This window comes from Asticcacaulis excentricus CB 48 (assembly GCF_000175215.2).
In the GTDB taxonomy this organism is placed as follows: domain Bacteria; phylum Pseudomonadota; class Alphaproteobacteria; order Caulobacterales; family Caulobacteraceae; genus Asticcacaulis; species Asticcacaulis excentricus.
In genome coordinates this window covers 411,571-437,393 of sequence record NC_014816.1, presented here as the reverse complement: position 1 = coordinate 437,393, position 25,823 = coordinate 411,571, and the positions used below count along the sequence as shown (strand labels likewise).

The following is a 25,823-nucleotide window of genomic DNA, read 5'->3' as shown; positions in this document are numbered from 1 at the left end:
TGCATCGCGCGCAGAGAACATATAAAGAACATATCGACACGCCAGAGGTCGATTATGTCGCGTTTTCCTGCCCTGCCGCCGACCTATTACCACGCACACTTCAGCGAGATGCTGGCCTTTGTGCGCGAGGTCTATGCCAGCGTACTGGGTGAGACCGAGCATACCTTCATTACAGACTTTGCGGGTCTGAGCCTTGAAGCCCAGTGCCTGTTTATTCGCATGTCGAACCGCAAACGTCCGGTGTTTACGGCCGCTGATCTCGTCTATACCGAGATCGGCGAGATCGAGTGGCGGCTGGAGGAACTGGCCGAAGCCGGGTTCGCGCGCCGCGCCTCTGCCGAAGATTACAGGTCATGGCTCGATACCCTGACACGGCCCGTGCTGGAGCAGATGGCGCGCGAAAACGACATCGCCCTAGCGCGCCAGTGGTCGAAGGCGCAGGTGGCGCGGGCAGTCGAAGCGAACCTGCCGTTCGAGGATTTCGCCGCCAGTTTTTCGCACACCACCTGGGTGCCGGGGCATCGGGAGACAGTGGGCTTCCTGCTCTACCTCTATTTTGGCAAGCTGAGCGACAATCTGACGGCCTTTACCCTACGGGATCTGGGCGTCGTCTCGGTGCGCGGTCAGACGGCCTATCAGGCGCGCTTCGTCAGCCGCGAGGAGGCATTGGGCGGCCATGCCTATACGCAGGCGCTACGGTCCTTGAAGGGGGCGGCGCCAGAGGACTATCAGCGACTGGCGGAGCGTGCCGACACTCTTCCCGCCCCCGCCACGCCGTTTGTTGACGGTCTGCGCGACCGGCTGATGCACGATCTGGGGCGCTTTTTCGAGCGGCAGAAGGACACGGATCAGGCCATCGGTTTTTACGCACAATCGGGCCTGTTCGAGAGTCAGGAACGCACCATCCGACTGTTGCACGGGCGGGGCGAGACAGAGCGCGTGCTGGGCCTGCTGGAGTCCATGCTCGACTCCCCGGCGCACGATGAGGCCTTTCTGTTCGCCGACGACTTCTACCGTCGCAAGTTCGGCAAGAAACGCACGAGTGCGTTTACCGACCTGCTGCGCGAGGGCGAAGAGATCGGCGCCGATGACCTCTATCGCAGCCTGCCGGAACTGGCGGCCATCCGCCATTACGAGACAAAGGGCTGGACGGCACACCACGTTGAAAACGGCCTGTGGCCAGCCCTGTTTGGCCTGCTATTCTGGAACGAACTGTTTGAGCAGCCGGGGTCGCTGGCCTCGGAATTCGACTGGATGCCGCAGGCGCTGAAAGACAATCGCTTCGCCACCTTGTTCCCGTTGGTCGTTGAAGAGCGTCTGGCCGCATTGGAAACGGGCGTCGGCTGGCCCCTGATCGCCGACACCCTCAACCGCCGCGAAGGTCGTGAGAACGGTATCTTCGGCTGGTGGCCGGGTTTAGAGAAGCTGCTGCATGACTTTCTATGCGCCGCCCCGCCGAAGGCCGTGCGCGACACAGTGGCGGCCCTGTGCGCCGATTTTCAAGGCTTGCGCGACGGCTTTCCAGACCTGCTGCTCATCGGTCCGTGTGGCGTCAGATTCATCGAGGTCAAAGGCGAAGGCGATCAGGTTCGCAGGCACCAGCTGGCACGGCTCAACCTACTGCGACAGGCGGGATTTGAGGCGGGCATATTGCGCGTTACCTTCCACCCCGACCCGGATCAGGTCTATACGGTGGTCGATATCGAGACCACCGGCGGGCAGTCGGCCAATGAGCGCGTGACCGAGATCGGCGCAGTGAAGATCCGCAATGGCGAGATCATCGACACCTGGCAAAGCTTGATCAATCCCGAACGCCGCATTCCGCCCTTTATCACCGAACTGACCGGCATCAGCAACGCAATGGTCAGGGACGCCCCCCGCTTTGCCGACATCGCCGACGATTTCGATGCATTTCTGAAAGGGACGGTCTTCGTCGCCCACAATGTCAATTTCGACTACGGTTTCCTGTCGGCAGAGTACCGGCGGCTAGAACGGCCCTTCCGTTATCCCAAAATGTGTACCGTGGCGTCGATGCGCCGGCACTTTCCGGGGCTGGCGGCCTACGGACTAGGGCCGTTGTCGCGTGAATTTGGCATTGAGTTGAAAAATCACCACCGCGCCCTGTCGGACGCGATGGCAGCAGCGGAGTTGCTGAAACTGATCAATGAGCGCCGACTGAGCCCTATTCGCGACTGGGACGCCCGATAGACCGATTAGCCCACCATATCGTCGCTGAGCGGTTCGCCGCGTGCAATGTCCCGGATCGCCTTTTTGCCCAGCACGTCCCACAGGCGCGCGGGCGGCAGCCCCAGCCCAGGACGTACCGAGCGCACACTGGCTTTGGTGAATATATCGCCCGCCTTGACGTCCTCAACGACATAGAGAGAGCGACGGAAGGTCTTGGAGCCGCGCTCAGAGCCCAAAGTGTCGTAATGGATGTGCCCCAGTGCCGCCCAGGCGTCCTTGCAGTCCTTCACCAGTGCGGTAAATTCCGCCGGTTCAAGCGAAAAGCCCGAATCTGGCCCGCCATCGGCGCGCGCCAGCGTGAAGTGCTTTTCGATGACGCAGCCGCCGACCGCAATCGCGGCCACCGAAGCCGCCGTGCCGAACGTATGGTCGCTGAGGCCCGACGGGCAGCCGAACTTCGCCCCCAGATCCGGGACGACGCGCACATTGGCATCGCGGATGTCGGCTGGGTATTCACTGACGCAATGCAAAAGCACGATCTCGCCGGTGCCGTACTGGCGCGCCGTAGCCACTGCCGCTTCGATTTCGGACAGATTGGCCATTCCCGTAGACATAATCAGCGGCTTGCCCTTTGAGGCGGCATAGGCGACCAGCGGCAGGTCGATCAACTCAAACGAGGCGATCTTGAAGGCCGGTGCACCCAGATCATTGAGAAAATCGACCGCCGTATCGTCAAAGGGCGACGAAAACATCGTCACGCCGCGTTTGGCCGCCCGCTCAAACAAAGCCGGGTGCCAGTCCCAGGGCGTATGCGCTTCCTCATAGAGGTCATAGAGCGAATAACCGTCCCACAGGCCGCCCTTCAACTGAAACTCCGGACGGTCGGATTTCAGCGTGATGGTGTCGGCGGTATAGGTCTGGAGCTTGATGGCGTCGCAGCCCGTATCGGCGGCGGCATCGACCAGCGCCAGCGCGCGTTCGAGCGAGCCATTATGGTTCCCCGACAGTTCGCAAATGATATAGGGGCTGTGAGCCGTACCGATCTTGCGGCCGGAAATGCGGATTTCGGGGGTCATGCCAGCACCTCTTTCAACGCCTCGACGACGCGCGCCGGGTCGCCATCGGCCATGTCGGGATAAAGTGGCAGCGACAGGGTCGAGCGGTAGAAAGCATCGGCACCCGGCAGGGCGCGCGGGCTCAGTTGCCGTGTTTGCCAGTAAGGCTGACGGTGCACGGGGATATAGTGGACCTGTGTGCCAATACCGCGTTCGCGTAAGCCTGCCATCACCTCGGCGCGGGTCTTGCCCACGGCCGCAAAGTCGATGCCGGGGGCAAACAGGTGAAACACCGGATCATCGCCCGCGGCCGGAGCCATCCACGACACGGGCAGGTTGCTTTGTGCCAACTCAGCTTGATAGGCCGCTACCAGCGCCTTTCGCCGCTTAATAAACTCCGGCAACCGCTTGAGTTGTGCCACGCCAAGCGCGCAATTGATGTCAGGCAGACGGTAGTTGAACCCCAACACCTGCATCTCATAAACCCACGCGCCATTTTCGTCGCCGTCGCCATAGCCGAGACCTACAAAGCGGGCCGGGTCGCGCTCAATCCCGTGGCTACGCAACAGGCGCAGACGGCGCGCCCGTTCAAGGTCATTGGTGCTGATGGCTCCGCCTTCGCCGGTGGTCAGGGTCTTGACCGGATGAAAGGAGAAGTTGGCCATGTCCGATGCCGCGCAGGCCCCGATAGGGCCTTGAGGCCCTGTGCTGCCCAGCGCATGGCAGGCGTCTTCGATGACAAAGGCCCCGCGCGCACGCGCCACAGCGGAGATACGGCTGATATCGACCGGACGCCCGGCATAGTGCACGGGGATGACCCCGGCAAAGCGCTTTTGCGGACCGATCAGGGACAGGGCATCCTCAAAGGTCTCGTCGGTGATCAGACCCGTTAGCGGATCAACGTCGGCAAAGACGACCTGTGCCCCGCAATAGGCCACACAGTTGGCAGAGGCGGCAAAGGTAATCGACGGCACGATGACGACATCGCTGGGCGTCAGATCCTGCGCCAGCATACACAGGTGCAGAGCCGCCGTACCGTTGGCGACGACCACAGCCTCTTTCGCCCCAACGGTGGCCGCCAGTTCGCGTTCGAAGCGTTCGACCATTGGCCCAGTGGTCAGGTAATCCGAACGCAGGGCCTCAACCACCGCCTCTATATCACTGTCGGCGATGGACTGCCGTCCGTAGGGTAGGAACGGGGTGGCCGTCACGCGAGATAGGCCTTCATCAGGTCGCGAATACCCTCGACATCAAGGCGTTCGGGGTTGATATCGCTGGAATAGGCAAAGCCCTCGTCGACCTTGGTTGCACCGGTGGTGCTGGTGGGCGTGCGGGCGTATTCGACGAATTCCGGCTCAATGAAGTAACGGTCCGGCAATTCCCAGGTCGAGCGCGAATCGTCAGCGGAAATCATGATCTCGTGCAGCTTTTCACCCGGACGGATACCGATCACCTTATGGCCGGCCTGCGGGGCCATGGCAGTGGCCAGGTCACACACCGTGGTGGCCGGAATCTTAGGCACGAAGATTTCGCCGCCGCGCGTGGTCTCAAGGCACGACAGGACGAAATCGACGCCCTGATGCAGCGAAATCCAGAAGCGTGTCATGCGCATATCGGTAATGGGCAGTTCGGTCGCGCCCTGCGCCAGAAGGCGGTTGAAGTAGGGCACCACCGACCCGCGTGAGCCAACGACATTGCCGTATCGCACCACGCAGAAGCGCGTGCCGATGTCACCGGACAGGTTGTTGGCAGCGACGAAAATCTTGTCCGACGCCAGCTTGGTCGCACCATAGAGGTTGATCGGCGAACACGCCTTATCGGTGGAAAGCGCCACCACCCGCTGCACGCGCTGTTGTAAGCACGCCCAGACGACGTTTTCCGCGCCGTTGACATTGGTCGCGATGCATTCGGAAGGGTTATACTCGGCCGCCGGCACCTGCTTCAGCGCAGCGGCGTGCACAACCACGTCGACGCCTCGGAAGGCCAGCTCCAGCCGCTGCCGGTCGCGCACATCGCCGAGGAAAAAGCGCAGCTTTGACAGCTTGTCCGCGTCATAGCGTTCTTCCAGCGCCTGACGCATCTCATACTGCTTCAATTCGTCTCGCGAGAAGATGATCACTTTGCGAGGGTCGTAGCGGCCAAGTAGCGTGTCTACGAGCTTTCGCCCGAAACTGCCCGTCCCGCCAGTAATCAGCACCACCTTACCCTGAACCGGGTCCCCGATCGGGGAAAACTCTCGCAAAAGGTCACTCATGACACACCCTCACGCTATTGCAGCGTCAGTCAGAGATTTTGGCGCGCGCCGCTTTCATATTGGTTAACGGGCGCACGGCGACGAGCGAGCAGGTCGGCCATGACGAAGGGGATCAGCGTCCACGGTTCGATGAAATAGCGGGTGAACAGGCGTTTCGGTTCGTAGAGGAAGCGCACCAGCCACTCAATGCCCCATTGCCCGGCCCAGCGTGGCGGCGTATTCATCACACCGGCTTCATAGTCGAATGCCGCGCCTACCGGAAGGATGGCGCACGGGGGCAGACGGTCGAGTGCATTGAGAATCCAGAGCTCCTGACGCGGCATTCCCATACCCACAAGAAGCACGTCCGGCCTATGGGCGGCGATGTCCTTAAGCAGGACGTCGTTCTCTGGACCATTGACGTCGAAATAGCCGCTTCGCACCTCAAGTTTCACGCGGGGGTGACGGCGTAAAATAGCGTCTTTTGAGAGCTGGTTATGTTCGGGCGCCCCACCGACGTGGAACACGCGCCAGCCTTCTTCGGCGGCGCGCGACCAGAAGTCTTCGCGGAAGTCGAGATAAGTGCAGCGATTGGCGCGGCTCATCTCATGCCCCACCAGCTTCCCCCACAGGATCAGTGGCGTTGAATCCATCTCGATCAAGTCGGCCTGCGCATAGAAGCGGCGCATATCGGCACATTTCTGGAAGAGATAGAGGCTATGCAAATTGTGATTGGCGATGATGGTCTGCCGCCCGCGCGTGCCCGCGATAAAGTCCATGACCGTATCAGGTGTTACCACGTCCATCTGCGCGCCCATCAGGGCGACACGAGTGACAGGTAAAAGGCGGCACGAGGGTTTCATGCCGCCAGCTTATTTCAGAGCGGTTGCGATACCGCTACTAAAAAGCGTTAACGAATTCTATTCTTGCACCGGGCGTAACGTAATCTCCACACGGCGGTTCTTGGCGCGCCCCTCCGGCGTAGCGTTCGAGGCAATCGGCTGGCGCGAGCCCATGCCAGCGACGAACAGGCGCTGGTTGACGACGCCACGGCTGGTCAGGTAGGCCGCCGTTGAATTGGCGCGGTCTTCCGACAGTGGTTCATTGATAGCGTCCGAGCCGGTCGAGTCGGCGTGACCGACAATATCGACATACGTGGACGGGTACTTATTCAGGATCGACGCCACGTCGTTCAGCACCGGGTAGAAGCTGGCATCGATCGAGGCGCTGCCAGAGCCAAAGGTCACATCCGACGGCATATTGAGGATGATGTTGTCGCCGTTGCGCGTCACCGTGACATTCGTCCCGGCCAGCTCGCGGCGCAGCTCGGCCTGCTGCTTGTCCATATATTGCCCGACAGCCGCGCCAGCCAGAGCGCCGATACCGGCCCCGATGACGGCGTTCTTGCGGCCCTGCTCACCCTTGTTGGTGTTGGTGGCGTAACCCAGGCCTGCGCCGACGGCGGCCCCGATAATTGCGTTGGTCTTGGTGTTGTCGCGGACGACTTCACCGGTGACCGGGTCGGTGGTGGTGCAGGCGGCGGTCATCAATGCGACCCCAGCCAGGGCGATCAGAGCCTTATTCCGCATAGTTGTCTCTCCAGTATGCTGTGCGTTGCGGCGACGAACGCCGTTGTGTTCAATTAGCCGCTTTCGCATGAACCTAGGATGAAGCCCATAAACAGCCAATATTCGGGAAATAAGGATTGGCCACAAATCGGATTAATTTCCGGCGCGAGCTTATAAGAATTCCGTAAAGGTAGCCCGGATCAAGGCTTTGGTGCGGCTGGTTCGGGGACCTTGCGGCACTTCCACACGGTTTCGGTCTCGGGCGCGAAGGTGAGAAAGGATTGCGCCAGTTGCCGCACCTTGCGCATGTTGTCTTTCAGCGCCTCGGCTTGCCCCGTATCCTTATCCGAAGCGCAGCGCAGCGACCCCAGCGCCGCCCGTTGAGCGACATAGTCTCGGTGCTGTTCGGGCGTCAGGCGATAGTCGCTGCGTTTGAACGTTAAGCCGTCCCGTGACAACTCAAGCCTTGCTGCCGTGGGTTCAGAGTCAGACACGGTAAATCGTAGCAGAGTGCTATTGGACTGCACTTCGTAAGGTGTTCGGCCATTGACGCAGGCATGGGCCGCATCAAATTCAAAATCCGTGGGCCCCACGCCCGCCAGCGGCTTGGGCGAGGCCTTTAGGTCAACATCGCAGGTTAGGCGTACCGGACCGACCTTGGCGGCAGCGACTTCGGCCTTTTGCGACATCTTCTGTACGACCGGACTTTCGCGCAGGACGAAGGCGGCAGCGATAAGCACCACAAACACGGCCAACGCGATCCAGCCCCACGGGAAGGGATGCTTATGATGTACCTTTTCGGCTTTGGCCTTGTGCGGATGCGCCTCGGCGTGCGGTAACTCCGCCTCGGTATGCGGTGTTTTCGGCTTTGGCGGATGGCGGCGGCGGATGATCAGCGCGATCAGCACTACAACCAGCAACGACAGAAGAACCAAGACGCCCAGTTGTAGCTGGTCCATGAGGGCGTTCATCTGCTCGGCTTTGCGCTGCTCTTCCAGACGCTTGGCCTGCGCATCACGATAGGCGGCCAGCGCGCGCGACAGACCATCGTCCTTTATGATCTCGTCTTCCGACTTGGCGAAGCAGGGTTCAGAGGTGGTCTGCACTGCCACACCGGTCGATTGCAGGAAGGTGTAAAGCGCCGACACGTGAGTCGCCACATATTGCCCCGCCGGGACGTCCATGTCGCCGGTTTCCGACAGGGTGGACACTGCCGACCAGGTGTTAACACCGACCACCTGCCCGCATTCGTCCATTAAAGGCCCACCGGAATTGCCGGGATTGATGGGCGCCGTGTGGAACAAGGTGTCGACGCGCGAGCCGTCCGGATTGGTTGAGGCAAACAGGGCTATGGAGCCTTGCGTCACATAGGCGTCGGCGGGCTCCAGTAGCTCAGTGCCGCCCCGTTTCAGTAGGCGGTCGGTGATGCCCGGATAGCCCATGGTCACGATGCGCTGGTTTTTTTGCGGCACCAGGGACAGTTTGAGCGGTGGGATTTTCAGCCCTTCAGCGCGCAAAAGCGCCAGATCGCCTTCCAGCCACGGCTTAACCAGCGTCACCTGCTGATAGGCGGCCCCTGTGCCCTTATGGGGCACGATATAGATCTCGGCCGAGGTCGCTTCGGGCGGCGTTTCAATGACGTGGTAATTGGTGACGATATAGCCCGGTGCCACCACAAAGCCCGACCCCATGCCGACGGAATCGAGCGGCACGCCGCCATAGCCGCGATAGACGACAAGAACCCGCACCACCGACTGTTCCGAGGCACTCAGGGCCTTGGTCGAATTGACGGGTTGCAGGGCCGGATCGATTGCGGAGAGCGGCTCGGCATCGGCCGGAGGCGGCGGCACAATCTGAGCGGACAACGGCGCGCACCAAAGCATCGTCAGGGCTACTATCCCCGCCGCCAGCATACGACCTAGACTCTGAATGGACCTGCCCACCTTGCCGCCGGACCCGATTTAAACACCACGATTAAGCATAGAATCGCTTCACGGCATCAAAACGACACCTGAGCGACCGGCGCAATCGAAAAATCGCCTGAGAGTGTATATGAAGCGCCGACTGTGATAAAGTTATTCGCATAACGAGGGCACACCTTTGTTATGGCCGCCGCGTCCCTGCCCGTCGATGCGGCATCAGGCCGCTTGCGTCGGTGACACGCAAACGTCATAAGGGCTGATATTAAACGTTTCATCTGCAAAGACCAAAGGCCCCCCGCATGATGTCGTCGCCCACCGCGCTTTACGATTCCGCCCCTCTATCCACCGCCCCGTCCATCGAGCCCGTGCCGCTGTCGCTATACGACAGCGATGTGGACGCCTTTGCGCAGAAGCTGGGCGCGTCGTTTGAGCGCTACGGGTTTGCGGTGCTGTCGGGCCTGTTTGAGCCGAACGGCGCCGGTCTTGACAAGGGGCTGGTCGATAAGGCGTACGCCCTGACCAAAGACTTCTTTGATCTGCCGGTCGAATCCAAGTTGCAGTATGATGGCCGCAGCGGCGGCGGTCAGCGTGGCTATACCGCCTTTGGTATCGAAACAGCCAAGGGCTATAAGGCGCATGATCTGAAGGAATTCTGGCATGTCGGACGTGACCTGCCGGCCGATCACCCCTATCGCGACCATATGGCCGATAATGTGTGGCCCGTCGAAGTGGCGGACTTCAAGCCGACATTCCAGACGCTTTATGCCGAGATGGACGGGCTCGGCAAAAAGGTGCTGAAGGCCATCGCCATCCACCTCAAACTCGCGCCGGATTTCTTCGATGACAAGGTGAAGTACGGTAATTCCATCCTGCGTATGCTGCACTATCCGCCGGTGACCGAGGCGGGCGCATCGGTACGCGCAGGGGCGCACGGCGACATCAACGCCATCACGCTTCTAATGGGGGCCGAAGAACCCGGTCTGCAACTGCTGGATCGTGACGGCTCGTGGCTGCCCATTACGCCCCCACCGGGGGCCATTGTCATCAATATTGGCGATATGCTGTCGCGCCTGACCAACCACGTCCTGCCGTCGACCATCCATCGCGTGGTCAATCCGGCCGAAGCGCGCAAGGGCTTCTCACGCTATTCGATGCCGTTCTTCCTGCACTTTGAGAGTCCCTACCTGATCGAGACCCTGCCAGGCTGCATCTCCGAAGACCGCCCGGACCAGTATGCCGGTCAGTCGATCACGGCCCACGACTTCCTCCAGCAACGCCTGCGAGAGATCAAGCTGGCGTAGCCGGACGACTCCTCCCCATGCTTTCGGCACAGGGAGGAGGCTCGATCACCACCCGCAGTTTTGCCCGGCGTTTTGCTTGACCAACCACTCATTGAGCGGCTTGAAATAGGCCGCCACCGCTGAGGCATCGCCTTCGCGCTGGCCCGTAAAGGCCGCCATGGCTTCCGGCCACGGCTTCGACTGACCCATCTCCAGCATGGCGTTTAGCTTCTGGCCGACCTCCTTATGGCCATAGATCGAGCAGCGGTGGAGCGGACCTTTCCAACCGATCTGATCGCAGGCGGCCTGCTGGAACTGAAACTGATAGATATGGGCCAGGAAGTAGCGCGTATAGGGTACATTACCCGGCACGTGATACTTGGCCCCCGGATCAAAGGCGTCGGTCGGACGCACGCCCGGTGGCACAAGGCCCTGATACTGCTGCACCAACTCCCACCAGCGCGTATTGTACTGTGCCGGGGTGATCTTGCCGGAATAGACTTCCCAGCGCCAGCGATCGACCATCAGGCCAAACGGCAGGAAGGCAACCTTTTGCAGGGCCATTTTCAGCAGGTAGGGGATGTCCTCTTCCTCGCCTGGCACCTTGTCCAGAAGACCGATCTGGTTGAGATAGACCGGCGTCACCGACGACAGGCCGATAAAGTCACCGATGGCTTCGTGGAAGCCATCATTGGCGCCGTTCTTGAACAGGAAGGGCTGATCCTTATAGGCGCGCTGATAATAGTTATGCCCCAGTTCGTGGTGGACCGTATAAAAGTCCTCGCCATTGACCTGCGTACACATCTTAATACGGATATCGTCGCGGTTATCGAGGTCCCAGGCCGATGCGTGGCACAGAACCTCGCGATCGCGCGGGCGGGTAATCATCGAGCGCTCCCAGAAGGTCTGGGGCAGAGGCGGCAGACCAATGGAAGTGTAGAAGCCTTCGCCGGTCCTGACCATCTTTTCCGGCGTATACTTCTTTTGCACCAGCAGCTTGTCTAGCGAATAGGACGAGCCCTTCATGCCCTTAGGGGCCACGATGTCATAAATGTTGGCCCAGTCCTGCGCCCACATATTGCCCAGCAGGTCGGCGCGGATAGGACCGGACTTCGGCTGAACCGCGTCGCCATACTTCTCATTGAGACGGCTGCGCACATAGCAGTGCAAGTTCTTGTAGAAGGGCTCAACCTGCCCCCAGAGGCGGTCCGTATCGGCCGCAAACCCATCAGGCGGCATGTCGTAGCCGGAGCGCCACAGGGCCCCCGTATCGGCAAAGCCCAGACCCTTAGCGCCTTCATTGGCCAATTCGGCCAGCCGCGTGTAGTCACCTTTCATCGGCACCGAAATGGTTCGCCAGCCTTCGAACATGGCGCGAAGCAGGGCCGGGTCGCGGGATTCGGCCATCACATTTGAGGCGTCGTCCAGAGTATAGACCTTGCCCTTATAGCTGAACTTACCTGTGGCGTAGGTGGAATCTAGCGAAGTGGAGAGCTTGGCCATCTCATCGGCAGCCCCCGGACGGTCGGCGGCGGGCAAGACCAGAGACAGGCGCAGCAGGTTCAGCTTGCGCCGCGTTACCTCATCGACGGCCACGTCGTTGAACTTCGCGGCCCCCATGGCGTATTTGACGCCTTCTTCGGTCAGCTGCGCATTGGCCTTCGATTCCAGCCACATAGTGTCGTGGGTGATGTAGGTCGCGCGCACCCACTGCACGCGGGCAGCGTATTCGCCAAGGTCGCCGAGCTTCTTTTCCGCCTCTTCCACATAGGCCTTGGCGTCGGCAGCTGTCGGAGCGGCAGCGGGGGCCGGGGCGGGAGTCTCGGTCAGGGCCGGGGCCTGTGGCGCTTCGGTTGTGGGGACATCAGCAATGGGGGCCGCGGCAGGCACCGTCGCGCAGCCTGATAACAACACACCGGCCACAAGCGCCGGACCTGCTACGGAAACCAGAAGACGCCGCATCATCCATACCCTCCTGAAGGAAAACCGGACGGAGGGTGACGCCTGTTTTAACTATTCGTCAAGAGCCGTTGAGGATGAAACCGGTGGTGTTTGCGCCCAGCTCAGAGGCTCAGACGGCGCGCCTTTACCACCACCTGATCGAGGGTTTGCAGAAACTGCGAACGATTGGCAGCGGAGAAGGGCGGCGGGCCACCGGTGATTTCGCCGGTCGAGCGGATATGTTCCATCAGGGCCCGCTGCGACAGGGCCGCGCCGATGGAATCGGGCGTAAAGGCGCGACCGTTAGGGGCAATGGCATAGGCCCCCTTCGCCAGAACCCGCCCGGCTAGCGGAATATCGTTGGTGATCACAACGTCATGCGCAGTCGCCTGTTCGGCGATCCAGTCGTCCGCAATGTCCGGTCCCGCATCGACGATCATGCGCGCGATCAGGGGTGATTTGGGGATCTGGATATAGCTGTTTGACACCACGACGGTGCGAAGGCCATAGCGAGAGGCGACCTTATAGGTCTCCTCTTTTACCGGACAGGCATCGGCGTCGATATAGAGGGTGACGGGCACTCAGATAAACCCTAAAGCCATAGCCTTCATGACCGAGTCCTGCATCTGATTGCCACGAATGAACCGGTCATTAGCCAGAATATCGGTCTGACGCCTCGCTGTTTCCGCAGCGGCGCTTTCATCGCCTTTTTCGGTATCGTACTGGCGTGAAATCTCTGCCGAAAGTGCCCGAAGCGCTTCCATTACGGTTGCCCCTGAGGCCGTGAGGCCGGGAGCGTCATCAAAGCCAACGCGATAACCGCCTCCTGCCAGAACTTCCACGTAAGGCTTCACAGAGCGCCCCTCTTTCCTTTACTCCAGAACACACGTCCCGATGCCGTTTCGGCGAACCACACCTGCATTGGCGCGGATCTTCCCGGAGCGGCCCTTGACGTACTTCCCCGACTTGGCGGCCTTCCATTTCAGCGGGCTGGGCAGGATGGCCGCCAAACGCGAGGCCTCGGCCTGAGTGAGATCATCAGCCGATTTACCGAACCAGTATTGCGAGGCGGCTTCGGCACCATAGATTCCGGGCCCCCATTCAGCGCTATTGAGATAGACTTCCATGATGCGCGACTTCGGCCACATCGTCTCAATCAGCAGCGTATAATAGGCCTCAACCCCTTTGCGCACATAGGAGCGCTGCGGCCACAGGAAGGCGTTCTTGGCTGTCTGCTGAGAGATAGTGGAACCGCCGCGCACCTTGCGCCCGCGCGCATTGCTGCGTTGCGCCTTCTCAATAGCGTTCATGTCGAAGCCGTAGTGCGAGCAGAACTTAGCGTCTTCGGCGGCAATGACCGCGACCTTGAGATTGTCCGAAATACGCGAGGCGGGCACCCACTCGTGATGGTATCCCTTGCCCTCAAAGATCCGCTGCACCATCAGGAAGGTGATTGGCACGGGCAGAAAACGGTGCACGGCGACCGACGCCACGCTGAAGGCAAAACTGCCCACCATGACGAAGACGAGCAGTTGCCCGATGCCAAACTTTTTCGCTATCCCCGCCAAAAAACGCCCCTAAACTCCGTCTGAAGCCGCTCTATTCAGCTTCAAATACCCACAGGTTGCCGTCTTCGTCGCCAAAGATCAAGCGATTGCCTTCATTGGCAATGGCAAGCGCCGTGATGGGAGCGCCCTTTTCGCGACGAATCCAGTCGATCCCGGTTGAGGTCAGCTCCGCCAGCCACACGCGCCCGTCTTCAAGCCCGGCCGCCAGAAGCGTGTCTTCGGGCGCCCCGGCGATAACCGACACCATGGTCGATTCCTCAGCGTTGATTTCCGACGCCTCTTCACCCATCGGCCCGTTGGCCTTCAAAAACGGCCACACCACCGCGCCATTGGCCCCGGAGGTGGCCAAAAGCTTGCCCTTGGCGAAAAAACCCATCGACTTGATCTTCGCCGGATAGCCGCCCATGCGCATATCCTTGGCATCGCTGATGCGCCAGCCGTGCAAGGCATTTTCCTGCATGGCGGTCATGACAAACTTGTCGTCAGACGAAATCGCGACTTTGGTATGCGAACCGGCCCATTTGAGCAGGGTCGGCTTTTGCTGGGCAATGCGAGAAAACCACACGGCCACGCCATTATAGGTCGCCGCATAAAGCTTACGTCCCTTGGAATCAAAAGCGATGTCCGAAAGGCTGGAGGTGTGTTCGAAGATCACTGCCGTCTTCTTCTGCGCGTCATAGACGTGCACTTTTTTACCTGCGGCCGCGGCAATCAGCAGAGCGGCCTCGCTGACGGCCAGAGCATCGAACCAAGCCCCTTTGGCAGCAAACAGCTCGACCGGACCGGACTCCTTCGTCGTCCACACCACGCGGCCATCATCACCACCGGTGACGATACCGACACCCGACGGGTGGATGGCGGCGCTTAATATGCCGCCGTTAGGGTGGGCTTCGAAGATGGCATCGGCGTCCGGAAACACGACGCGCCCGTCACCGAGCGCGGCCACAGGGTCATCGGCGGAATCGAACAGGGCGGCAACGACATATTCGTCGAAATGTTTTTCAAAAGCGAAGGGCATGTTGGGTCCTCATACTCCTCCGGCGTGCCGGGGGAGGTGGGTGTTGCCTAAGGCAAAAGACGCTGGGGGGCTTACACGGAAGTCCGTGCAAAGGCCAGAGCGTAATACCCTTGCCGGGCCTACGCGGCGATACACGCCTCAAAACCGGCGCGCAGAGCGGCCTCATCGAGGTGGCGACCGATGAACACGGCGCGGCTCAGGCGGTGTTCGCCCTCTTTCCACGGTTGTTGCAATTCGCCTTCGAGGATCATGTGAACGGCTTGGAACACCAGACGCTTATCCTCGCCCTTGATACTGAGGATCCCCTTGGCGCGCAAAATGTCCTGCCCCTTTTCGGCCAGCAGCTTGTCGAGCCAGCGGGTGAACTTCACCCCATCAACCGGCGCTTCCGACGACAGAGAGACCGAGCGGATTTCATTGTCGTGAATGGGGTTCAGATGACCATGCGTAGGATTGTGATGATGATCGTGATGGTCGTGGCCGCAGTGTTCATCATGCACGTGACCGGGCTCGCCATGCGCGGGGTTATGGCCGTGGTGATTGTGCCCGTGATCATGGCCATGATGGTGGTGATCATGCCCGTGGTCATGGTCGCAATGGTCGCCGCAATCGGGACCGTGCTCATGATGGTTAGCGACCGATTCCATCTTATCGAGATCGAAGCGGTGCTGGTTCAGCAGGCCTTTGATCTCCACGCCTGAACGTTCGGCGCGCTCAATGGTGGCCAGCGGGTTGAGGCCACGGACGCGGGCTTCCACCTCATTGAGTTCTTCGGGCGTTGCCAGATCGGTCTTGTTGAGGATCACGTGGTCGGCAAAGGCAATCTGTTCCTTGACCACGCGGTCAGCCTCCAGCGCGGAGCGGAAGTGTTTGGCATCGACCAGCGCCGTCACAGAGTCGAGATAGGTGCGCGCTTTGACCTCTTCATCGACAAAGAAGGTCTGGGCCACCGGGCCGGGATCCGCCAGGCCCGTGGTTTCGACGATGATGGCGTCAAAGCGGCCTTTGCGCTTCATAAGACCCGACAGAATGCGGATCAGGTCGCCACGCACCGTGCAGCAAACGCAGCCATTGTTCATTTCGAACACTTCTTCGTCGGCACCGACGATCAGGTCGTTGTCAATGCCGATTTCACCAAACTCATTGACGATGACCGCGTATTTTTGCCCGTGGTTTTCGGACAGAATGCGGTTCAACAAAGTCGTCTTACCGGCCCCCAGATAGCCGGTAAGGACGGTAACGGGCGTTTTGGCAATGGAAGCGGCGGTATCGGCCATTGGGATTACCTGACAATCTGTAGAATGGGCTATATAATGTGAGGTGTAAGTAGGCTTTTGCTGGGGGAAATCAAGCCTCGCGCGGACCGGGTGTCAGATTCCTGCGGCACGGGCATAAACAGGCGTTGACTCACCGAGCAAAAACTATATAAAGCGCCCCTCTCTTCCGAGGGTCCTGCCCTGCGGAAAACCTGAAATTTTGCGCGAACCATTGGTTTTTATACCGGTCGGGTTTGCCAGTCACTAAAGCTTAGAGGCTAAACCGATGTATGCGGTAATCAAGACCGGCGGTAAGCAGTACCGCGTTGCGGCGGGCGATCTGCTCGTCGTTGAAAAGCTGGAAGGCGACGCGGGCGCTGCCATCCGTTTCGAAGAAGTGCTCCTCGTCGGTGACGAGGCTGGTGCCGTGGTTGGCGCGCCGCTCGTTGAAGGCGCTGTGGTAGAAGGCACGCTGATCGAAACCCGCAAGGGCAAGAAGGTGAAGATCTTCAAGAAGATCCGCCGTCAGGGCTATCGCCGCACCACCGGCCACCGTCAGCCGGAATCGGTTATCCGCATCACCGCGCTGAACGGCGCGGGCAAGTCGGCCGCCTGGGAAGGCACCGTCTCGCTGGTGACCAAGGCTGAGCTGGATGCCCGCGCTCGCGGTCTGGCCCCGAAGTCGCTTGCCGCAGCCGTCGAAGCTCCGGTCGTTGACGCGCCGGTGGCTGAAGAGGCTTCGGCCCCCAAGAAAAAAGCCGCTCCGAAGAAGAAGGCTGCCGAAGCCTCTTCCGAAGAAGCGTAATCGCAACCGTTTTAGAGGAGTTACCTCATGGCTCACAAAAAGTCCGGCGGCTCGTCGCGTAACGGCCGCGATTCAGAATCGAAGCGCCTTGGCGTAAAGCGTTTTGGCGGTGAAAACGTCCTCGCGGGCAACATCATCGTCCGTCAGCGCGGCACCAAGTTCTTCCCCGGTGACAATGTCGGCCTTGGCCGCGACCACACCCTGTTCGCTACCGCGAACGGCAATGTGAAGTTCACCACCAAGCGTGACAACCGTTGTTACGTGTCGATCGTGCCGCTCGCCGAAGCTGCCGAATAAGCGACCTGATAAAGATGCTTCAGGTCGCGCTTAGTCACTAAGCCGATCTGGACATTGCCTTCGAACGGGGAGTCCGGATCAGTTTCCGGGCTCCCTTTTCTTTTGGAGCATGTGTCGAAAACGTCAGTGCCGGTTTTCCGGACCACGCTTGCGACCACCCAAAAGAGGCCCTTCTCTTGTTCCCCGTTCGTCAGGCCCCATCTGGGGCGCAGCGGCCTCGCTGAGTGCCGAAGCGTCACAGGTACTTGCGAAAAGCTTATTTTCGCAGGGGCACGGGCGGCGGAAATTTTATGCGGTCTGTGTCACCTTAGGACCACATAAAAACCGAAACCTCCCGACATCCTAAACTGGGTCTGAAGACTATCAGACCCGTCGCACGCCGGCGTCTTTCACAAAGCGAAAGCCGTCCTTCGTCTTAGTCATTAAAGGAACGGGGTATCATCATGATCATCAGAACACCCGAAGCCCACGGATTCACTGGCTCTCACCCAGCTGTGGCTGGCCTCAAGCGCGAAGACCTGCGCGCAGGCCGCAGCGGCTACGCCGTGCAGACCAAGCGCCTTTATCTCAGCCCGCTGTGCCTAGATGATGTGGACGATGTAAAAGCAATCTTTGGTCACAAGTCGGTGGCACGAATGACCCATGCCATCGCCCATCCGTTCAGTGATGCCGATGCGCGGGCCTACGTCGAAAAGGCACGGCACAATTCCTCGCCGCGTCTGCCGGTGTTTGGCATCCGTGACACCGACGAAACCCTGATCGGCGTGGTTGGTCTGGAGCGCACGACCTGTGGTCAGGCGTCGGGCCTGCATCAGTTCGGGCCGTCCGTCGGCATCTGCATAGCGCCAGAACATCAGGGCCACGGCTTTGGCGTCGAAGCGCTGGAGGGTTTGATCGGCTATGCCGAACGCTTTGGCGGTCACCGGGTGCTGCACGCAGCGCACTTTGGCGACAATGCGGCGTCAGCCCGCATGCTGGCTCGGGCCGGTTTCTTGTACACCGGTCGGCGTACGCCGGAAATCTCACTGGCCCGTCAGGACTCGTACGAGGCCCTGCACATGATCCGTCTGCTTTAAATTCAGCCATGTGATCAAATTGAGCATAAGCCCTTTCGCAAAAATTTGATCTTCCCTTCAACTTGGTTCACAAAGGCGGCTTCCGCTCCCCGGCGGTAGCCGCTTCGCCTTTTGATCACCTCTCGCCCCTGATGCCCCCCTCATGAAATTCTTGGACCAGTGCAAAATCTTCATCCGCTCAGGCAATGGCGGCGCGGGCTCCGTGTCGTTCCGCCGCGAAAAATTCATTCCGAACGGTGGGCCGGACGGTGGTGACGGCGGCAAGGGCGGTTCGGTATGGGTTGAGGCGGTCGAAGGGCTGAACACCCTTATTGACTATCGCTATCAGCAGCATTTCAAGGCCAGCACCGGCACCCACGGCATGGGCCGCCAGATGCACGGTGCCAATGCCGAAGACCTCGTCCTGCGCGTGCCCGTCGGCACTCAGGTGTTCGAGGAAGACCACGAAACCCTGATTGTCGATCTCGACACGCCGGGGCAAAAAGTCATGCTGCTTAAAGGCGGCAACGGCGGCTGGGGCAATACACGCTTCAAAGGCCCGGTCAATCAGGCACCCGACTTCGCCCTGCCTGGTCAGGACGGCGAAGAAAAGTGGATCTGGCTGCGACTGAAACTGATCGCCGATGCCGGACTTCTGGGCCTGCCCAATGCCGGGAAATCCACCTTCCTCGCAGCCTCCTCCGCTGCGCGCCCGAAGATCGCCGACTATCCCTTTACCACCCTCACCCCCAATCTGGGCGTCATTGATCTGGGGGCCGAGCAGCGCTTTGTCATCGCCGATATCCCCGGCCTGATTGAAGGGGCCTCGGAAGGGGCGGGGCTCGGCACGCGCTTTCTGGGGCATGTTGAGCGCACCAAGGTGCTGATACATCTGGTCGATGGGACACAGGAAGACCCGGTGAAGGCCTATAAGGTCATCCGTAACGAACTGGCCGCCTATGCCGAAGACCTGGCCAAACGCCCGGAAATCGTCGCGATCAACAAGGTGGACTCGCTCGATCCCGAGGCACGTAAGGACCTGAGCAAGAAGCTGAAAAAAGCGTCGGGGCAGACGCCCTACCTCATTTCCGGCGTCACCGGCGAAGGCGTGCGAGACCTTTTATTCGCGGCCCATGCGAAGATCATTGAAAGCGAGAAGGCCGAAAAGGCCGGGGACTCGCCGGCCCCCTCCACCTACGATCCGTGGGATAGATAAAGGGTGGTGTTGGGCGTCTGCGTGATCGGTCTTTCTTATTCTTCCTCCGCTGTACAGGGGAGGAGAGCCTAAGCATGTGGTTCGCCGGCCCCGCCCCGATCTTCCATACGCTGAGCCATGGTGCCTTGCGGTCGGGGTTCCATCTCGAACGCGGCATGAAAATCGGCCTGTTTGGCGGGTCGTTCAATCCGGCGCACGAAGGCCACGCCCATGTGGCCGAAACCGCGCGGATGCGTCTGGGACTAGATCGCATCATCTGGCTCGTGTCGCCGCAGAACCCGTTGAAATCAAAGCGCGATACGGCCCCACTGAGCGAGCGCATCGCCGCCATTCGTCCGTTTGTCGGACCCAAGGACATAATTTCTGATTTTGAGACCCGCATCAACGCCACCTATACGCTCGATACCCTGCGCGCCTTGAAAGCGCGCTATCCGGGGGTGCAGTTCGTGTGGATAATGGGTGGGGATTCGCTGGCCAGCTTCCACCGCTGGCGCGGCTGGGTGCAGATCGCGCGTATGATCCCCATTGCCATCGTCTCGCGTCCCGGTGTCCTGATGAAAAGCCGGCTGTCCCCCACCGCGCGGCGCTTTGCCCACTACAGGCGCAAGGAACGTGAAGGCCGTATCTTCAGCGGACTCCAGGCCCCAGCCTGGGCCTATCTGAAGGGGCCCCTGCACAATATCTCTTCGACGGCCCTGCGCGCTCAACGCAAAAAAGCCGAAGGCGAAACCCCACCCTCGTTATAAAATTGGCGGTGGCTGCATTACTAACCGTGACCTCGGCCCCTGTCTGTGCTAGGGTGAGGCCAACTTATCCACATATGGAGTAAAACCCTGTCTCGTCAGCTTGCGCAAGACGCGCATTCGGAACCCGCCGCCCCCCCGGCGGACATCGACCAAAGTACCGCCGATTTCGAGGAAACCTCTCTCGAAACCCTCATCCTGAACAAGCTGGATGATGACAAGGCGCAGGATATCGTGTGCATCGATCTGCGCGGCAAAAGCTCGGTGGCCGACACCCTGATCATCGCTTCGGGCCGTTCACACCGCCATGTCGGCGCTCTGGCCGATCACGTCATGCGTGCGCTGAAAGACGCGGGCTTTGGCAAGGCACGCGTAGAAGGGCTCCCGGCCTGCGACTGGGTGCTGCTCGATGCCGGCGACGTCGTGGTGCACCTGTTCCGCCCGGAAGTGCGCAGCTTCTACAATATCGAAAAAATTTGGTCGGTATCGTCGAACCACACGGTCGATAGTCACTAATGGCCTTGTATCTCCCCGGTTCGCCGGGGAGGCGCCTAATCGTGTGCGATTTCGGGGGCCTTTATGGCTCCCTTTTCATTTAGCGCTTTATGAAACTTATCCTCGCCGCCGTCGGCAAGCTCGGCAACACCCCGGAAAACACCCTCACGCGCGACTATCTCAGTCGCGCGACTTTAAGCGGCCGCCCGCTGGGGCTGGGTCCGGCGGAGTTAATGGAGATCGAGCCGAAGAAGACCGCAAAGTCTCAGGACTCCACCCTCAACAAGGCGCGGGAAGCCGAGGCCATTCGCGCGGCGCTGGGCGAAGGCGTGTGCCTGATCACCTGCGACGAGCGCGGCGAGCTTCTGACCTCACGCCAGATCGCTCAGCGTGTCGATAAGATGAAAGACTCCGGCGAGCGCAAGCTAGCGTTCCTGATCGGCGGGGCGGATGGGCTCGATGCCGAACTGGTTAAATCGGCGCGCTTTTCACTGGCCTTTGGGCCGCAGACCTGGCCGCACGCCCTGGTACGGCTGATGCTGGCGGAGCAAATGTACCGGGCGACGACGATCCTCGGCGGATCGCCGTACCATAGAGATTAAAACAGCTTTTCCGGCCGCTTCTGAAGCGTGCAATAGCCTTCTTCGTACGCCCCCGGCCCTTCCTTGATTAGTGTCGAACCGCCCAGCGGCAGCTTGCCGTCCGTGCGTCGCGCCAGATAGGCCCCCGTATAACGATCCAGCGTCACCCGCAACTGTGCGCCGCGTTTGGTGCGCGCATTGTAGAGGTCGTAATAGTTGGCGCTGATCGTCACGCGGCAATCGAGCGTTTCGCAGGCCGTGTCTTTCAGCAAACTCTGATGACGTGGATCGGCCATTACCATTTTGAAGCGCGCCGTGTTTTCCGGGAAGACGTCAGACAACGCGACCTCCAGATAAAATTGCCCCCTGGAGATTAGCCCCTTTGGTCCGACGACCTGGGTTTCACACCTCAAATCATGGGTGACGCTGGGGCTCAGCGGCAGGGCCTCGGGCTGCCCTTTGGGTTCAGGCGCAGGGGCAACTGCGATTGTCGGCGGCGGTGGGGGCGGCGGTGGGGGCACGGCGTGCGTCATCGGGGCGACCGGCATCGCCACAGGCACCGTTTGGGCGTCGGTCTTTGCGGCAGAAGTGTTTTTTAACTGCGTATAGGGGATCGGCCCCTCCGGCAGTTTGAGCGCAGGCACGACAGTTTTGGGTTTTGGTTTTGGTTTTGGCTTAGGGCGTGGCTTGGGCTTAGGTACCGGCGCGCCCTCCTCTCCCACCGCTCCCGATGCGCCCTCGCTATCGGGCGGCTCGGCATAGGCGGCACCGCTCAACAGCGCGCAGGCGAGGAGGAGAGCAAGGCGTTTCATGTCAGGACTCTTCCCCGAAACGGTCGGACACTAGCGCCACCAGCGCCTCGACGGCGGCTTGCGCCTGTTCGCCCTCGGCCTCGATGTCGATAAAGGTGCCTTTGGACGCGGCCAGCATCAGCAAGCCCATGATCGACTGCGCATCGACGCGCGACTCGTCTTTCAGCACGTAAATCTGCGCATCGAACTGTGCGGCAGTCTTGACGAACTTGGCAGAGGCGCGGGCATGCAGCCCCTTGTCGTTGACGATTTCGACGCGTGCCGTGATGGGAGTAGTGTCGCTCATGGGGCCCTATACCGATGGTGGAGCGATGTTTACCGCCTCTGTCTTAGCGGGGCGTTAACACCTGTTTACCCTAAGCGCAAATCCCTTACCCCCTCGGTTCGAGGTACTGGGTCTGCATGGAGCGCTGGGTGTCGTCGAGGGCCATGCGGATGAGCGATTCCATGCACCATCTGGCCGCCCCTGAGTCCTGACGTTTGATGGCGTCAAACACGCGGCGGTGGTCGGGGATGGGGTCGCGGGTCAGGGCCTGATGGCGCTGTTTGAAGCGCGTGGACCAGGCGACCGCCGCCCCGATCGAATGACTGAGTGAGGCGAGGGCTTCGTTATGCGTGGCGTGCATCAGCGCGTCGTGGAAGTCGAGATCGGCCTTGCGCCCGGCTTCGGTGGCCAGGGTCTCGGCCTCCATCAGGTCGAGTGCCCTGTCCATCAGGCGCAGGTGCTCGTCCGTGCGGCGCAGCGCCGCCAGCTCGGCCGCCGCCGGTTCGGTGATCAGACGCAGCTCAAACAGGCCCTTAATGAAGTCCTCCGACGGCTCGGTCTCGAACATCCAGCCCAGCACTTCCGGATCGAGCACGTTCCAGCGACGACGCGCCGTGACGCGCGTCCCGGCCTTGGGGCGGCTTTCGACCATGCCCTTGGCCGCCAAAATGCGGATGGCCTCACGATAGGCCGAGCGCGAGATGTCTAGGGTGGAGGACGAGTCGATCTCATTGGGCAGGACCTCGCCAGGCTTATAGACGCCCTTGAGGATGTCCACCCCCAGCCGGTGGGCCAGCGCCCCGTGCAGGCGGCCTTGGAAATGCACGCCGTAAGCGGAACTTTCGGTAGCCGCAGAGCGGTCAAACGTCGCGGCAGGTCGGGTATCGGTCATGCAGGTCCCTGTCTAGAGCATTCATCGGTTCAGTTGAGCCGCCGAATGCTCTAAGTTTCTGTTGGGTAGCGCAATTTTTGCGAAAAGTGCCAAGACGCTTTTATGGCACTTTTTCGGATTGCGCTCCAATCCTCCGTTTCCCTGCTCGCGCAGAGACGAGTGTACGAGAATCTTCGTATGATCATAAACACGATTTGACAAACCGCAAAGGCGGGCCTAAGTCACAATCAATTGTCTGAGTTTTAAGAGCAATATTTGTTGGGAGTGATCCATGACCCTTCGCCTGATCCAGTTTGTCGATGCCCACGGGACGCGCGGCGTGGCCGCTGCCGAGGATGACGGTTCGGCTAAGGTTATTGTGGGCGTGACCACGACCTATGAGCTGGCCAAGGCCGCCATTGCGGCCAAACGCTCTATTGCTGATCAGGTGGCGCAGCAGGGCCTCGGCGAGGCGGTCGATATCGCGCTGGCCCTGTCCGAAGGGCGTGTGCTGGCCCCGATTGACCATCCGGACCCGGCGCACCTGCACCTGACCGGGACGGGTCTGACGCACCTGGGCTCCGCTGAGGGCCGCGACAAGATGCACGCCAAGGCCAAAGACGCAGGTGGCGAAGAAAATCTGACCGACTCGATGCGCATGTTCCTGATGGGCGTGAAGGGTGGCAAGCCGGCATCGGGCACCGCCGGAGCTCAGCCGGAATGGTTCTATAAGGGCAATGGTTACGCACTGGTCGGGCCGGGCGCGGAGCTGGTGTCGCCGGGCTTTGCCGAAGACGGCGGTGAGGAGCCGGAAATGGCCGGTATCTACGTCATCGGTGAGGATGCACAGCCCTATCGCATTGGCTTTGCGCTGGCCAATGAGTTCTCCGACCACGTGACCGAGAAGCAGAACTATCTGTGGCTGGCCCACTCCAAGCTGCGCCCGGCGTCTCTGGGTGTCGAGATTCTGACCGGCGACCTGCCGAGCCACGTGGAAGGCACGTCGAAGATCGTGCGCGGCAACGAAGTGATCTGGGAAAAGCCGTTCATCTCCGGTGAGGACAATATGTCCCACACGTTTGAGAATCTGGAACACCACCACTTCAAGTACGAGCTGTTCCGCGTGCCGGGCGATGTGCACGTGCACTGCTTCGGCACGGCCACAGCGAGCTTTGCCGACGGTGTGAAGACGCAAACAGGCGACGTGTTCGAAATCGATGCCCGCCCCTTCGTCCACCCGCTCAGAAACCCGCTCAAAACCACCGAGCCTCTGGCCAGCACAGCGAAAGTGATGCGCTTATAAGAGCCTTATACCTCCCCGGTACGCCGGGGACGTATAAGGGTTGACGCCTCTGCGCCCCGGCATTACCGCTTGCCCCGGACAAGAAGGACAAGCCCATGCCAACCGCCCGCCCTGCGTTGCCTGCCGAAGCCCCCATACCCGACCGCGTAATTGCGATTTCCGAGGGGGCAGTCAATGCACCGGAAGGGCAATGGCCGGACCGCATCCACAAGCAGGTCACGCGCGCCGAACTTAGCGAGTTTAAATCACCGTCTCCGGCGCGCGCGCGCGCCCTCGTCTATGGGGGTGGCGGCTATATCAACCTTGTCCATGACAAGGAGGGGGTGGAGGTCGCTCTGTGGCTCAACGCGCAAGGTATCGATGCCTATGTGCTGACGCACCGAATGCCCGGGCAGGCGGATGCAGATGGCGGCGTGTGGCCCTACGATATCGCCCTAAGCGACGGCCTCAAGGCGCTCGATTATCTGGAAAGCCTGACGGACCTGCCGCTGCTGCACGTGGGGCTGTCGTCGGGCGGGCATCTGGCCGGCGTCATGGCGTGTCAAGTTCACGCTCAAAAGGCCAGGGGCGTGCTGATCGCCTATGCGCCCATCAATGCCAATCACCGCGAATATAAGGCACCGGCGGGCAAGCCCGACTACCCGCCCGCCCAAAAGCAGGCCTTTTACGATGCCTGGCCCATCGGCATTGCCGGGGAACCCCACGGTATCCCACAAATGCCTGTGTTTCTGGCCTATGCCCTGCACGATCAAATCGTGCCGGTCGATCATGCGCTGAACTTGATCAAGGCCATGCAGCAGACGGGTGGCGACGTCGATGCCCACATCTTCGCGCAGGCCCCGCACGGCTTTGCGCTGCGTGAGCTTGACGGTACGCACGATCAGTGGTCCTCGCTGGCCGCCCGCTGGATCGACAAGGTACTGCGTTGATCCGTCCGGCGACCACCGCCGATATCGCCGCCCTTACGCGCATCTGGGAAGAGTCGGTGCGCGCCGCCTATGACTTCCTTTCTGAGAGCGATATCAACTTTTACCGCCCCTACCTGCTGGCCGGGCTGATGGACGGCGAGGTCTGGGTCGCCGAAGACGACGGTGCCCACGCAGGGTTTTGCGTGCTGGCGGGTGACAACACGCTGGCCATGCTGTTTATCGATCCGGTGCACCAGCGGCGCGGTGTGGGTCGCGCCCTGATCGCCCATGCCTGCGCGCTGAGAGGCCCACTGATCGTAGAGGTCAACGAACAGGTGACGGGCAACGTCACCTTCTATCAAAAGTGCGGATTTGCGGTAACCGGTCGTTCCGACACCGATGCCGCGGGCAATCCCTACCCGATTGTGTTTATGGCGCAGTGAC

General features: G+C 60.6%; 27 protein-coding genes. 12 read left to right on the top strand and 15 right to left on the bottom strand.

Annotated elements, in window-relative coordinates:
- Window positions 1-54: 54 nt before the first annotated feature.
- Window positions 55-2,208, top strand: a complete 2,154-nt coding sequence (locus ASTEX_RS02045; protein WP_013477946.1) for an exonuclease domain-containing protein — start codon at window positions 55-57, stop codon at window positions 2,206-2,208.
- 5 nt (window positions 2,209-2,213) lie between these two features.
- Here ASTEX_RS02045 and pseI read toward each other — a convergent pair whose 3' ends face one another.
- The 6 genes from pseI to ASTEX_RS02015 all read right to left on the bottom strand — a co-directional run bounded on the left by pseI (window position 2,214) and on the right by ASTEX_RS02015 (window position 8,908).
- Window positions 2,214-3,263 (bottom strand): pseudaminic acid synthase, encoded by a 1,050-nt coding sequence (pseI, locus tag ASTEX_RS02040; protein ID WP_013477945.1) that lies wholly within the window; start codon window positions 3,261-3,263, stop codon window positions 2,214-2,216.
- Window positions 3,260-4,453 (bottom strand): UDP-4-amino-4,6-dideoxy-N-acetyl-beta-L-altrosamine transaminase, encoded by a 1,194-nt coding sequence (gene pseC, locus ASTEX_RS02035; RefSeq protein ID WP_013477944.1) that lies wholly within the window; start codon window positions 4,451-4,453, stop codon window positions 3,260-3,262. The genes pseI and pseC overlap by 4 nt, the downstream gene beginning before the upstream one ends.
- A complete protein-coding gene (gene pseB / locus ASTEX_RS02030; RefSeq protein WP_013477943.1) occupies window positions 4,450-5,496 on the bottom strand; it encodes a UDP-N-acetylglucosamine 4,6-dehydratase (inverting) in 1,047 nt (348 codons plus the stop codon). The genes pseC and pseB overlap by 4 nt, the downstream gene beginning before the upstream one ends.
- 29 nt (window positions 5,497-5,525) lie before the next feature.
- Entirely contained in the window at window positions 5,526-6,338 is an 813-nt protein-coding gene (locus ASTEX_RS02025) for a WecB/TagA/CpsF family glycosyltransferase (RefSeq protein WP_013477942.1), read from the bottom strand.
- 57 nt (window positions 6,339-6,395) lie between these two features.
- Window positions 6,396-7,064 (bottom strand): YiaD family glycine zipper/OmpA-like lipoprotein, encoded by a 669-nt coding sequence (locus ASTEX_RS02020; RefSeq protein ID WP_013477941.1) that lies wholly within the window; start codon window positions 7,062-7,064, stop codon window positions 6,396-6,398.
- Window positions 7,065-7,243: 179 nt separating this feature from the next.
- A complete protein-coding gene (locus ASTEX_RS02015) occupies window positions 7,244-8,908 on the bottom strand; it encodes a S1C family serine protease (protein ID WP_245532518.1) in 1,665 nt (554 codons plus the stop codon).
- A gap of 356 nt (window positions 8,909-9,264) precedes the next feature.
- Between ASTEX_RS02015 and ASTEX_RS02010 the strand changes: the two genes are divergently transcribed.
- On the top strand, window positions 9,265-10,266 hold the full coding sequence (locus tag ASTEX_RS02010) for an isopenicillin N synthase family dioxygenase (protein ID WP_013477939.1): 1,002 nt from the start codon (window positions 9,265-9,267) through the stop codon (window positions 10,264-10,266).
- Window positions 10,267-10,311: 45 nt separating this feature from the next.
- On the opposite strand, the gene ASTEX_RS02005 is transcribed toward ASTEX_RS02010, so the two are convergent.
- The 6 genes from ASTEX_RS02005 to ASTEX_RS01980 form a co-directional block, all read right to left on the bottom strand.
- Window positions 10,312-12,207 (bottom strand): M2 family metallopeptidase, encoded by a 1,896-nt coding sequence (locus tag ASTEX_RS02005; protein ID WP_013477938.1) that lies wholly within the window; start codon window positions 12,205-12,207, stop codon window positions 10,312-10,314.
- Between the two features lie 101 nt (window positions 12,208-12,308).
- Entirely contained in the window at window positions 12,309-12,767 is a 459-nt protein-coding gene (locus tag ASTEX_RS02000; protein WP_013477937.1) for a YaiI/YqxD family protein, read from the bottom strand.
- Window positions 12,768-13,040 (bottom strand): hypothetical protein, encoded by a 273-nt coding sequence (locus ASTEX_RS01995; protein ID WP_013477936.1) that lies wholly within the window; start codon window positions 13,038-13,040, stop codon window positions 12,768-12,770. It abuts the gene before it with no gap.
- Between the two features lie 18 nt (window positions 13,041-13,058).
- On the bottom strand, window positions 13,059-13,754 hold the full coding sequence (gene mtgA / locus ASTEX_RS01990; protein ID WP_013477935.1) for a monofunctional biosynthetic peptidoglycan transglycosylase: 696 nt from the start codon (window positions 13,752-13,754) through the stop codon (window positions 13,059-13,061).
- A 31-nt stretch (window positions 13,755-13,785) separates the two neighbouring features.
- Window positions 13,786-14,772: a WD40 repeat domain-containing protein gene (locus ASTEX_RS01985; protein ID WP_013477934.1), complete on the bottom strand. Its 987-nt coding sequence runs from the start codon at window positions 14,770-14,772 to the stop codon at window positions 13,786-13,788.
- A 119-nt stretch (window positions 14,773-14,891) separates the two neighbouring features.
- A complete protein-coding gene (locus ASTEX_RS01980; RefSeq protein WP_013477933.1) occupies window positions 14,892-16,049 on the bottom strand; it encodes a CobW family GTP-binding protein in 1,158 nt (385 codons plus the stop codon).
- Window positions 16,050-16,314: 265 nt separating this feature from the next.
- On the opposite strand from ASTEX_RS01980, the gene rplU reads away from it, so the two are divergent.
- The 7 genes from rplU (at window position 16,315) to rlmH (ending at window position 21,241) form a co-directional block, all read left to right on the top strand.
- The gene (gene rplU, locus ASTEX_RS01975) at window positions 16,315-16,833 is read left to right on the top strand and encodes a 50S ribosomal protein L21 (RefSeq protein WP_013477932.1); all 519 of its coding nucleotides are present in this window, start codon (window positions 16,315-16,317) and stop codon (window positions 16,831-16,833) included.
- Window positions 16,834-16,860: 27 nt separating this feature from the next.
- Window positions 16,861-17,130, top strand: a complete 270-nt coding sequence (gene rpmA / locus ASTEX_RS01970; protein ID WP_013477931.1) for a 50S ribosomal protein L27 — start codon at window positions 16,861-16,863, stop codon at window positions 17,128-17,130.
- 443 nt (window positions 17,131-17,573) lie between these two features.
- Window positions 17,574-18,206 carry a GNAT family N-acetyltransferase gene (locus tag ASTEX_RS01965; RefSeq protein ID WP_013477930.1) on the top strand — a complete coding sequence of 211 codons (633 nt, stop codon included), beginning with the start codon at window positions 17,574-17,576 and terminating at the stop codon, window positions 18,204-18,206.
- Between the two features lie 142 nt (window positions 18,207-18,348).
- Window positions 18,349-19,401, top strand: coding sequence for a GTPase ObgE (obgE, locus tag ASTEX_RS01960; RefSeq protein WP_013477929.1), 1,053 nt, complete (start codon window positions 18,349-18,351; stop codon window positions 19,399-19,401).
- Between the two features lie 74 nt (window positions 19,402-19,475).
- Complete coding sequence (locus tag ASTEX_RS01955) at window positions 19,476-20,147, top strand: nicotinate-nucleotide adenylyltransferase (RefSeq protein WP_013477928.1); 672 nt, start codon at window positions 19,476-19,478, stop codon at window positions 20,145-20,147.
- Window positions 20,148-20,291: 144 nt separating this feature from the next.
- Window positions 20,292-20,660 (top strand): ribosome silencing factor, encoded by a 369-nt coding sequence (rsfS, locus tag ASTEX_RS01950; protein ID WP_041658436.1) that lies wholly within the window; start codon window positions 20,292-20,294, stop codon window positions 20,658-20,660.
- A gap of 89 nt (window positions 20,661-20,749) precedes the next feature.
- Complete coding sequence (gene rlmH, locus ASTEX_RS01945) at window positions 20,750-21,241, top strand: 23S rRNA (pseudouridine(1915)-N(3))-methyltransferase RlmH (protein WP_013477927.1); 492 nt, start codon at window positions 20,750-20,752, stop codon at window positions 21,239-21,241.
- Here rlmH and ASTEX_RS01940 read toward each other — a convergent pair.
- The 3 genes from ASTEX_RS01940 to ASTEX_RS01930 all read right to left on the bottom strand — a co-directional run bounded on the left by ASTEX_RS01940 (window position 21,238) and on the right by ASTEX_RS01930 (window position 23,189).
- Window positions 21,238-22,032 carry a hypothetical protein gene (locus tag ASTEX_RS01940; RefSeq protein WP_013477926.1) on the bottom strand — a complete coding sequence of 265 codons (795 nt, stop codon included), beginning with the start codon at window positions 22,030-22,032 and terminating at the stop codon, window positions 21,238-21,240. The two genes, rlmH and ASTEX_RS01940, sit on opposite strands and share 4 nt — an antisense overlap.
- Before the next feature lies 1 nt (window position 22,033).
- Complete coding sequence (locus tag ASTEX_RS01935) at window positions 22,034-22,318, bottom strand: HPr family phosphocarrier protein (RefSeq protein ID WP_013477925.1); 285 nt, start codon at window positions 22,316-22,318, stop codon at window positions 22,034-22,036.
- Window positions 22,319-22,403: 85 nt separating this feature from the next.
- Window positions 22,404-23,189: a FadR/GntR family transcriptional regulator gene (locus tag ASTEX_RS01930; RefSeq protein ID WP_013477924.1), complete on the bottom strand. Its 786-nt coding sequence runs from the start codon at window positions 23,187-23,189 to the stop codon at window positions 22,404-22,406.
- A 271-nt stretch (window positions 23,190-23,460) separates the two neighbouring features.
- Here ASTEX_RS01930 and araD1 point away from each other — a divergent pair, with 271 nt between their 5' ends.
- The 3 genes from araD1 (at window position 23,461) to ASTEX_RS01915 (ending at window position 25,822) form a co-directional block, all read left to right on the top strand.
- Window positions 23,461-24,471 carry an AraD1 family protein gene (araD1, locus tag ASTEX_RS01925; RefSeq protein ID WP_013477923.1) on the top strand — a complete coding sequence of 337 codons (1,011 nt, stop codon included), beginning with the start codon at window positions 23,461-23,463 and terminating at the stop codon, window positions 24,469-24,471.
- 95 nt (window positions 24,472-24,566) lie between these two features.
- On the top strand, window positions 24,567-25,400 hold the full coding sequence (locus ASTEX_RS01920; RefSeq protein ID WP_013477922.1) for an alpha/beta hydrolase family protein: 834 nt from the start codon (window positions 24,567-24,569) through the stop codon (window positions 25,398-25,400).
- A complete protein-coding gene (locus ASTEX_RS01915; protein ID WP_013477921.1) occupies window positions 25,397-25,822 on the top strand; it encodes a GNAT family N-acetyltransferase in 426 nt (141 codons plus the stop codon). The genes ASTEX_RS01920 and ASTEX_RS01915 overlap by 4 nt, the downstream gene beginning before the upstream one ends.
- Window position 25,823: the final 1 nt, after the last annotated feature.

Bases quoted from the DNA above. Each gene is read 5' to 3' on its own strand.
- ASTEX_RS02045 (WP_013477946.1), top strand. From the start codon at position 55: ATGTCGCGTTTTCCTGCCCTGCCGCCGACCTATTACCACGCACACTTC.
- pseI (WP_013477945.1), bottom strand. From the start codon at position 3,263: ATGACCCCCGAAATCCGCATTTCCGGCCGCAAGATCGGTACGGCTCAC.
- pseB (WP_013477943.1), bottom strand. From the start codon at position 5,496: ATGAGTGACCTTTTGCGAGAGTTTTCCCCGATCGGGGACCCGGTTCAG.
- ASTEX_RS02025 (WP_013477942.1), bottom strand. From the start codon at position 6,338: ATGAAACCCTCGTGCCGCCTTTTACCTGTCACTCGTGTCGCCCTGATG.
- ASTEX_RS02020 (WP_013477941.1), bottom strand. From the start codon at position 7,064: ATGCGGAATAAGGCTCTGATCGCCCTGGCTGGGGTCGCATTGATGACC.
- ASTEX_RS02010 (WP_013477939.1), top strand. From the start codon at position 9,265: ATGATGTCGTCGCCCACCGCGCTTTACGATTCCGCCCCTCTATCCACC.
- ASTEX_RS02005 (WP_013477938.1), bottom strand. From the start codon at position 12,207: ATGCGGCGTCTTCTGGTTTCCGTAGCAGGTCCGGCGCTTGTGGCCGGT.
- ASTEX_RS01985 (WP_013477934.1), bottom strand. From the start codon at position 14,772: ATGCCCTTCGCTTTTGAAAAACATTTCGACGAATATGTCGTTGCCGCC.
- ASTEX_RS01980 (WP_013477933.1), bottom strand. From the start codon at position 16,049: ATGGCCGATACCGCCGCTTCCATTGCCAAAACGCCCGTTACCGTCCTT.
- rplU (WP_013477932.1), top strand. From the start codon at position 16,315: ATGTATGCGGTAATCAAGACCGGCGGTAAGCAGTACCGCGTTGCGGCG.
- rpmA (WP_013477931.1), top strand. From the start codon at position 16,861: ATGGCTCACAAAAAGTCCGGCGGCTCGTCGCGTAACGGCCGCGATTCA.
- ASTEX_RS01965 (WP_013477930.1), top strand. From the start codon at position 17,574: ATGATCATCAGAACACCCGAAGCCCACGGATTCACTGGCTCTCACCCA.
- obgE (WP_013477929.1), top strand. From the start codon at position 18,349: ATGAAATTCTTGGACCAGTGCAAAATCTTCATCCGCTCAGGCAATGGC.
- ASTEX_RS01955 (WP_013477928.1), top strand. From the start codon at position 19,476: ATGTGGTTCGCCGGCCCCGCCCCGATCTTCCATACGCTGAGCCATGGT.
- rlmH (WP_013477927.1), top strand. From the start codon at position 20,750: ATGAAACTTATCCTCGCCGCCGTCGGCAAGCTCGGCAACACCCCGGAA.
- ASTEX_RS01940 (WP_013477926.1), bottom strand. From the start codon at position 22,032: ATGAAACGCCTTGCTCTCCTCCTCGCCTGCGCGCTGTTGAGCGGTGCC.
- ASTEX_RS01935 (WP_013477925.1), bottom strand. From the start codon at position 22,318: ATGAGCGACACTACTCCCATCACGGCACGCGTCGAAATCGTCAACGAC.
- ASTEX_RS01930 (WP_013477924.1), bottom strand. From the start codon at position 23,189: ATGACCGATACCCGACCTGCCGCGACGTTTGACCGCTCTGCGGCTACC.
- araD1 (WP_013477923.1), top strand. From the start codon at position 23,461: ATGACCCTTCGCCTGATCCAGTTTGTCGATGCCCACGGGACGCGCGGC.
- ASTEX_RS01920 (WP_013477922.1), top strand. From the start codon at position 24,567: ATGCCAACCGCCCGCCCTGCGTTGCCTGCCGAAGCCCCCATACCCGAC.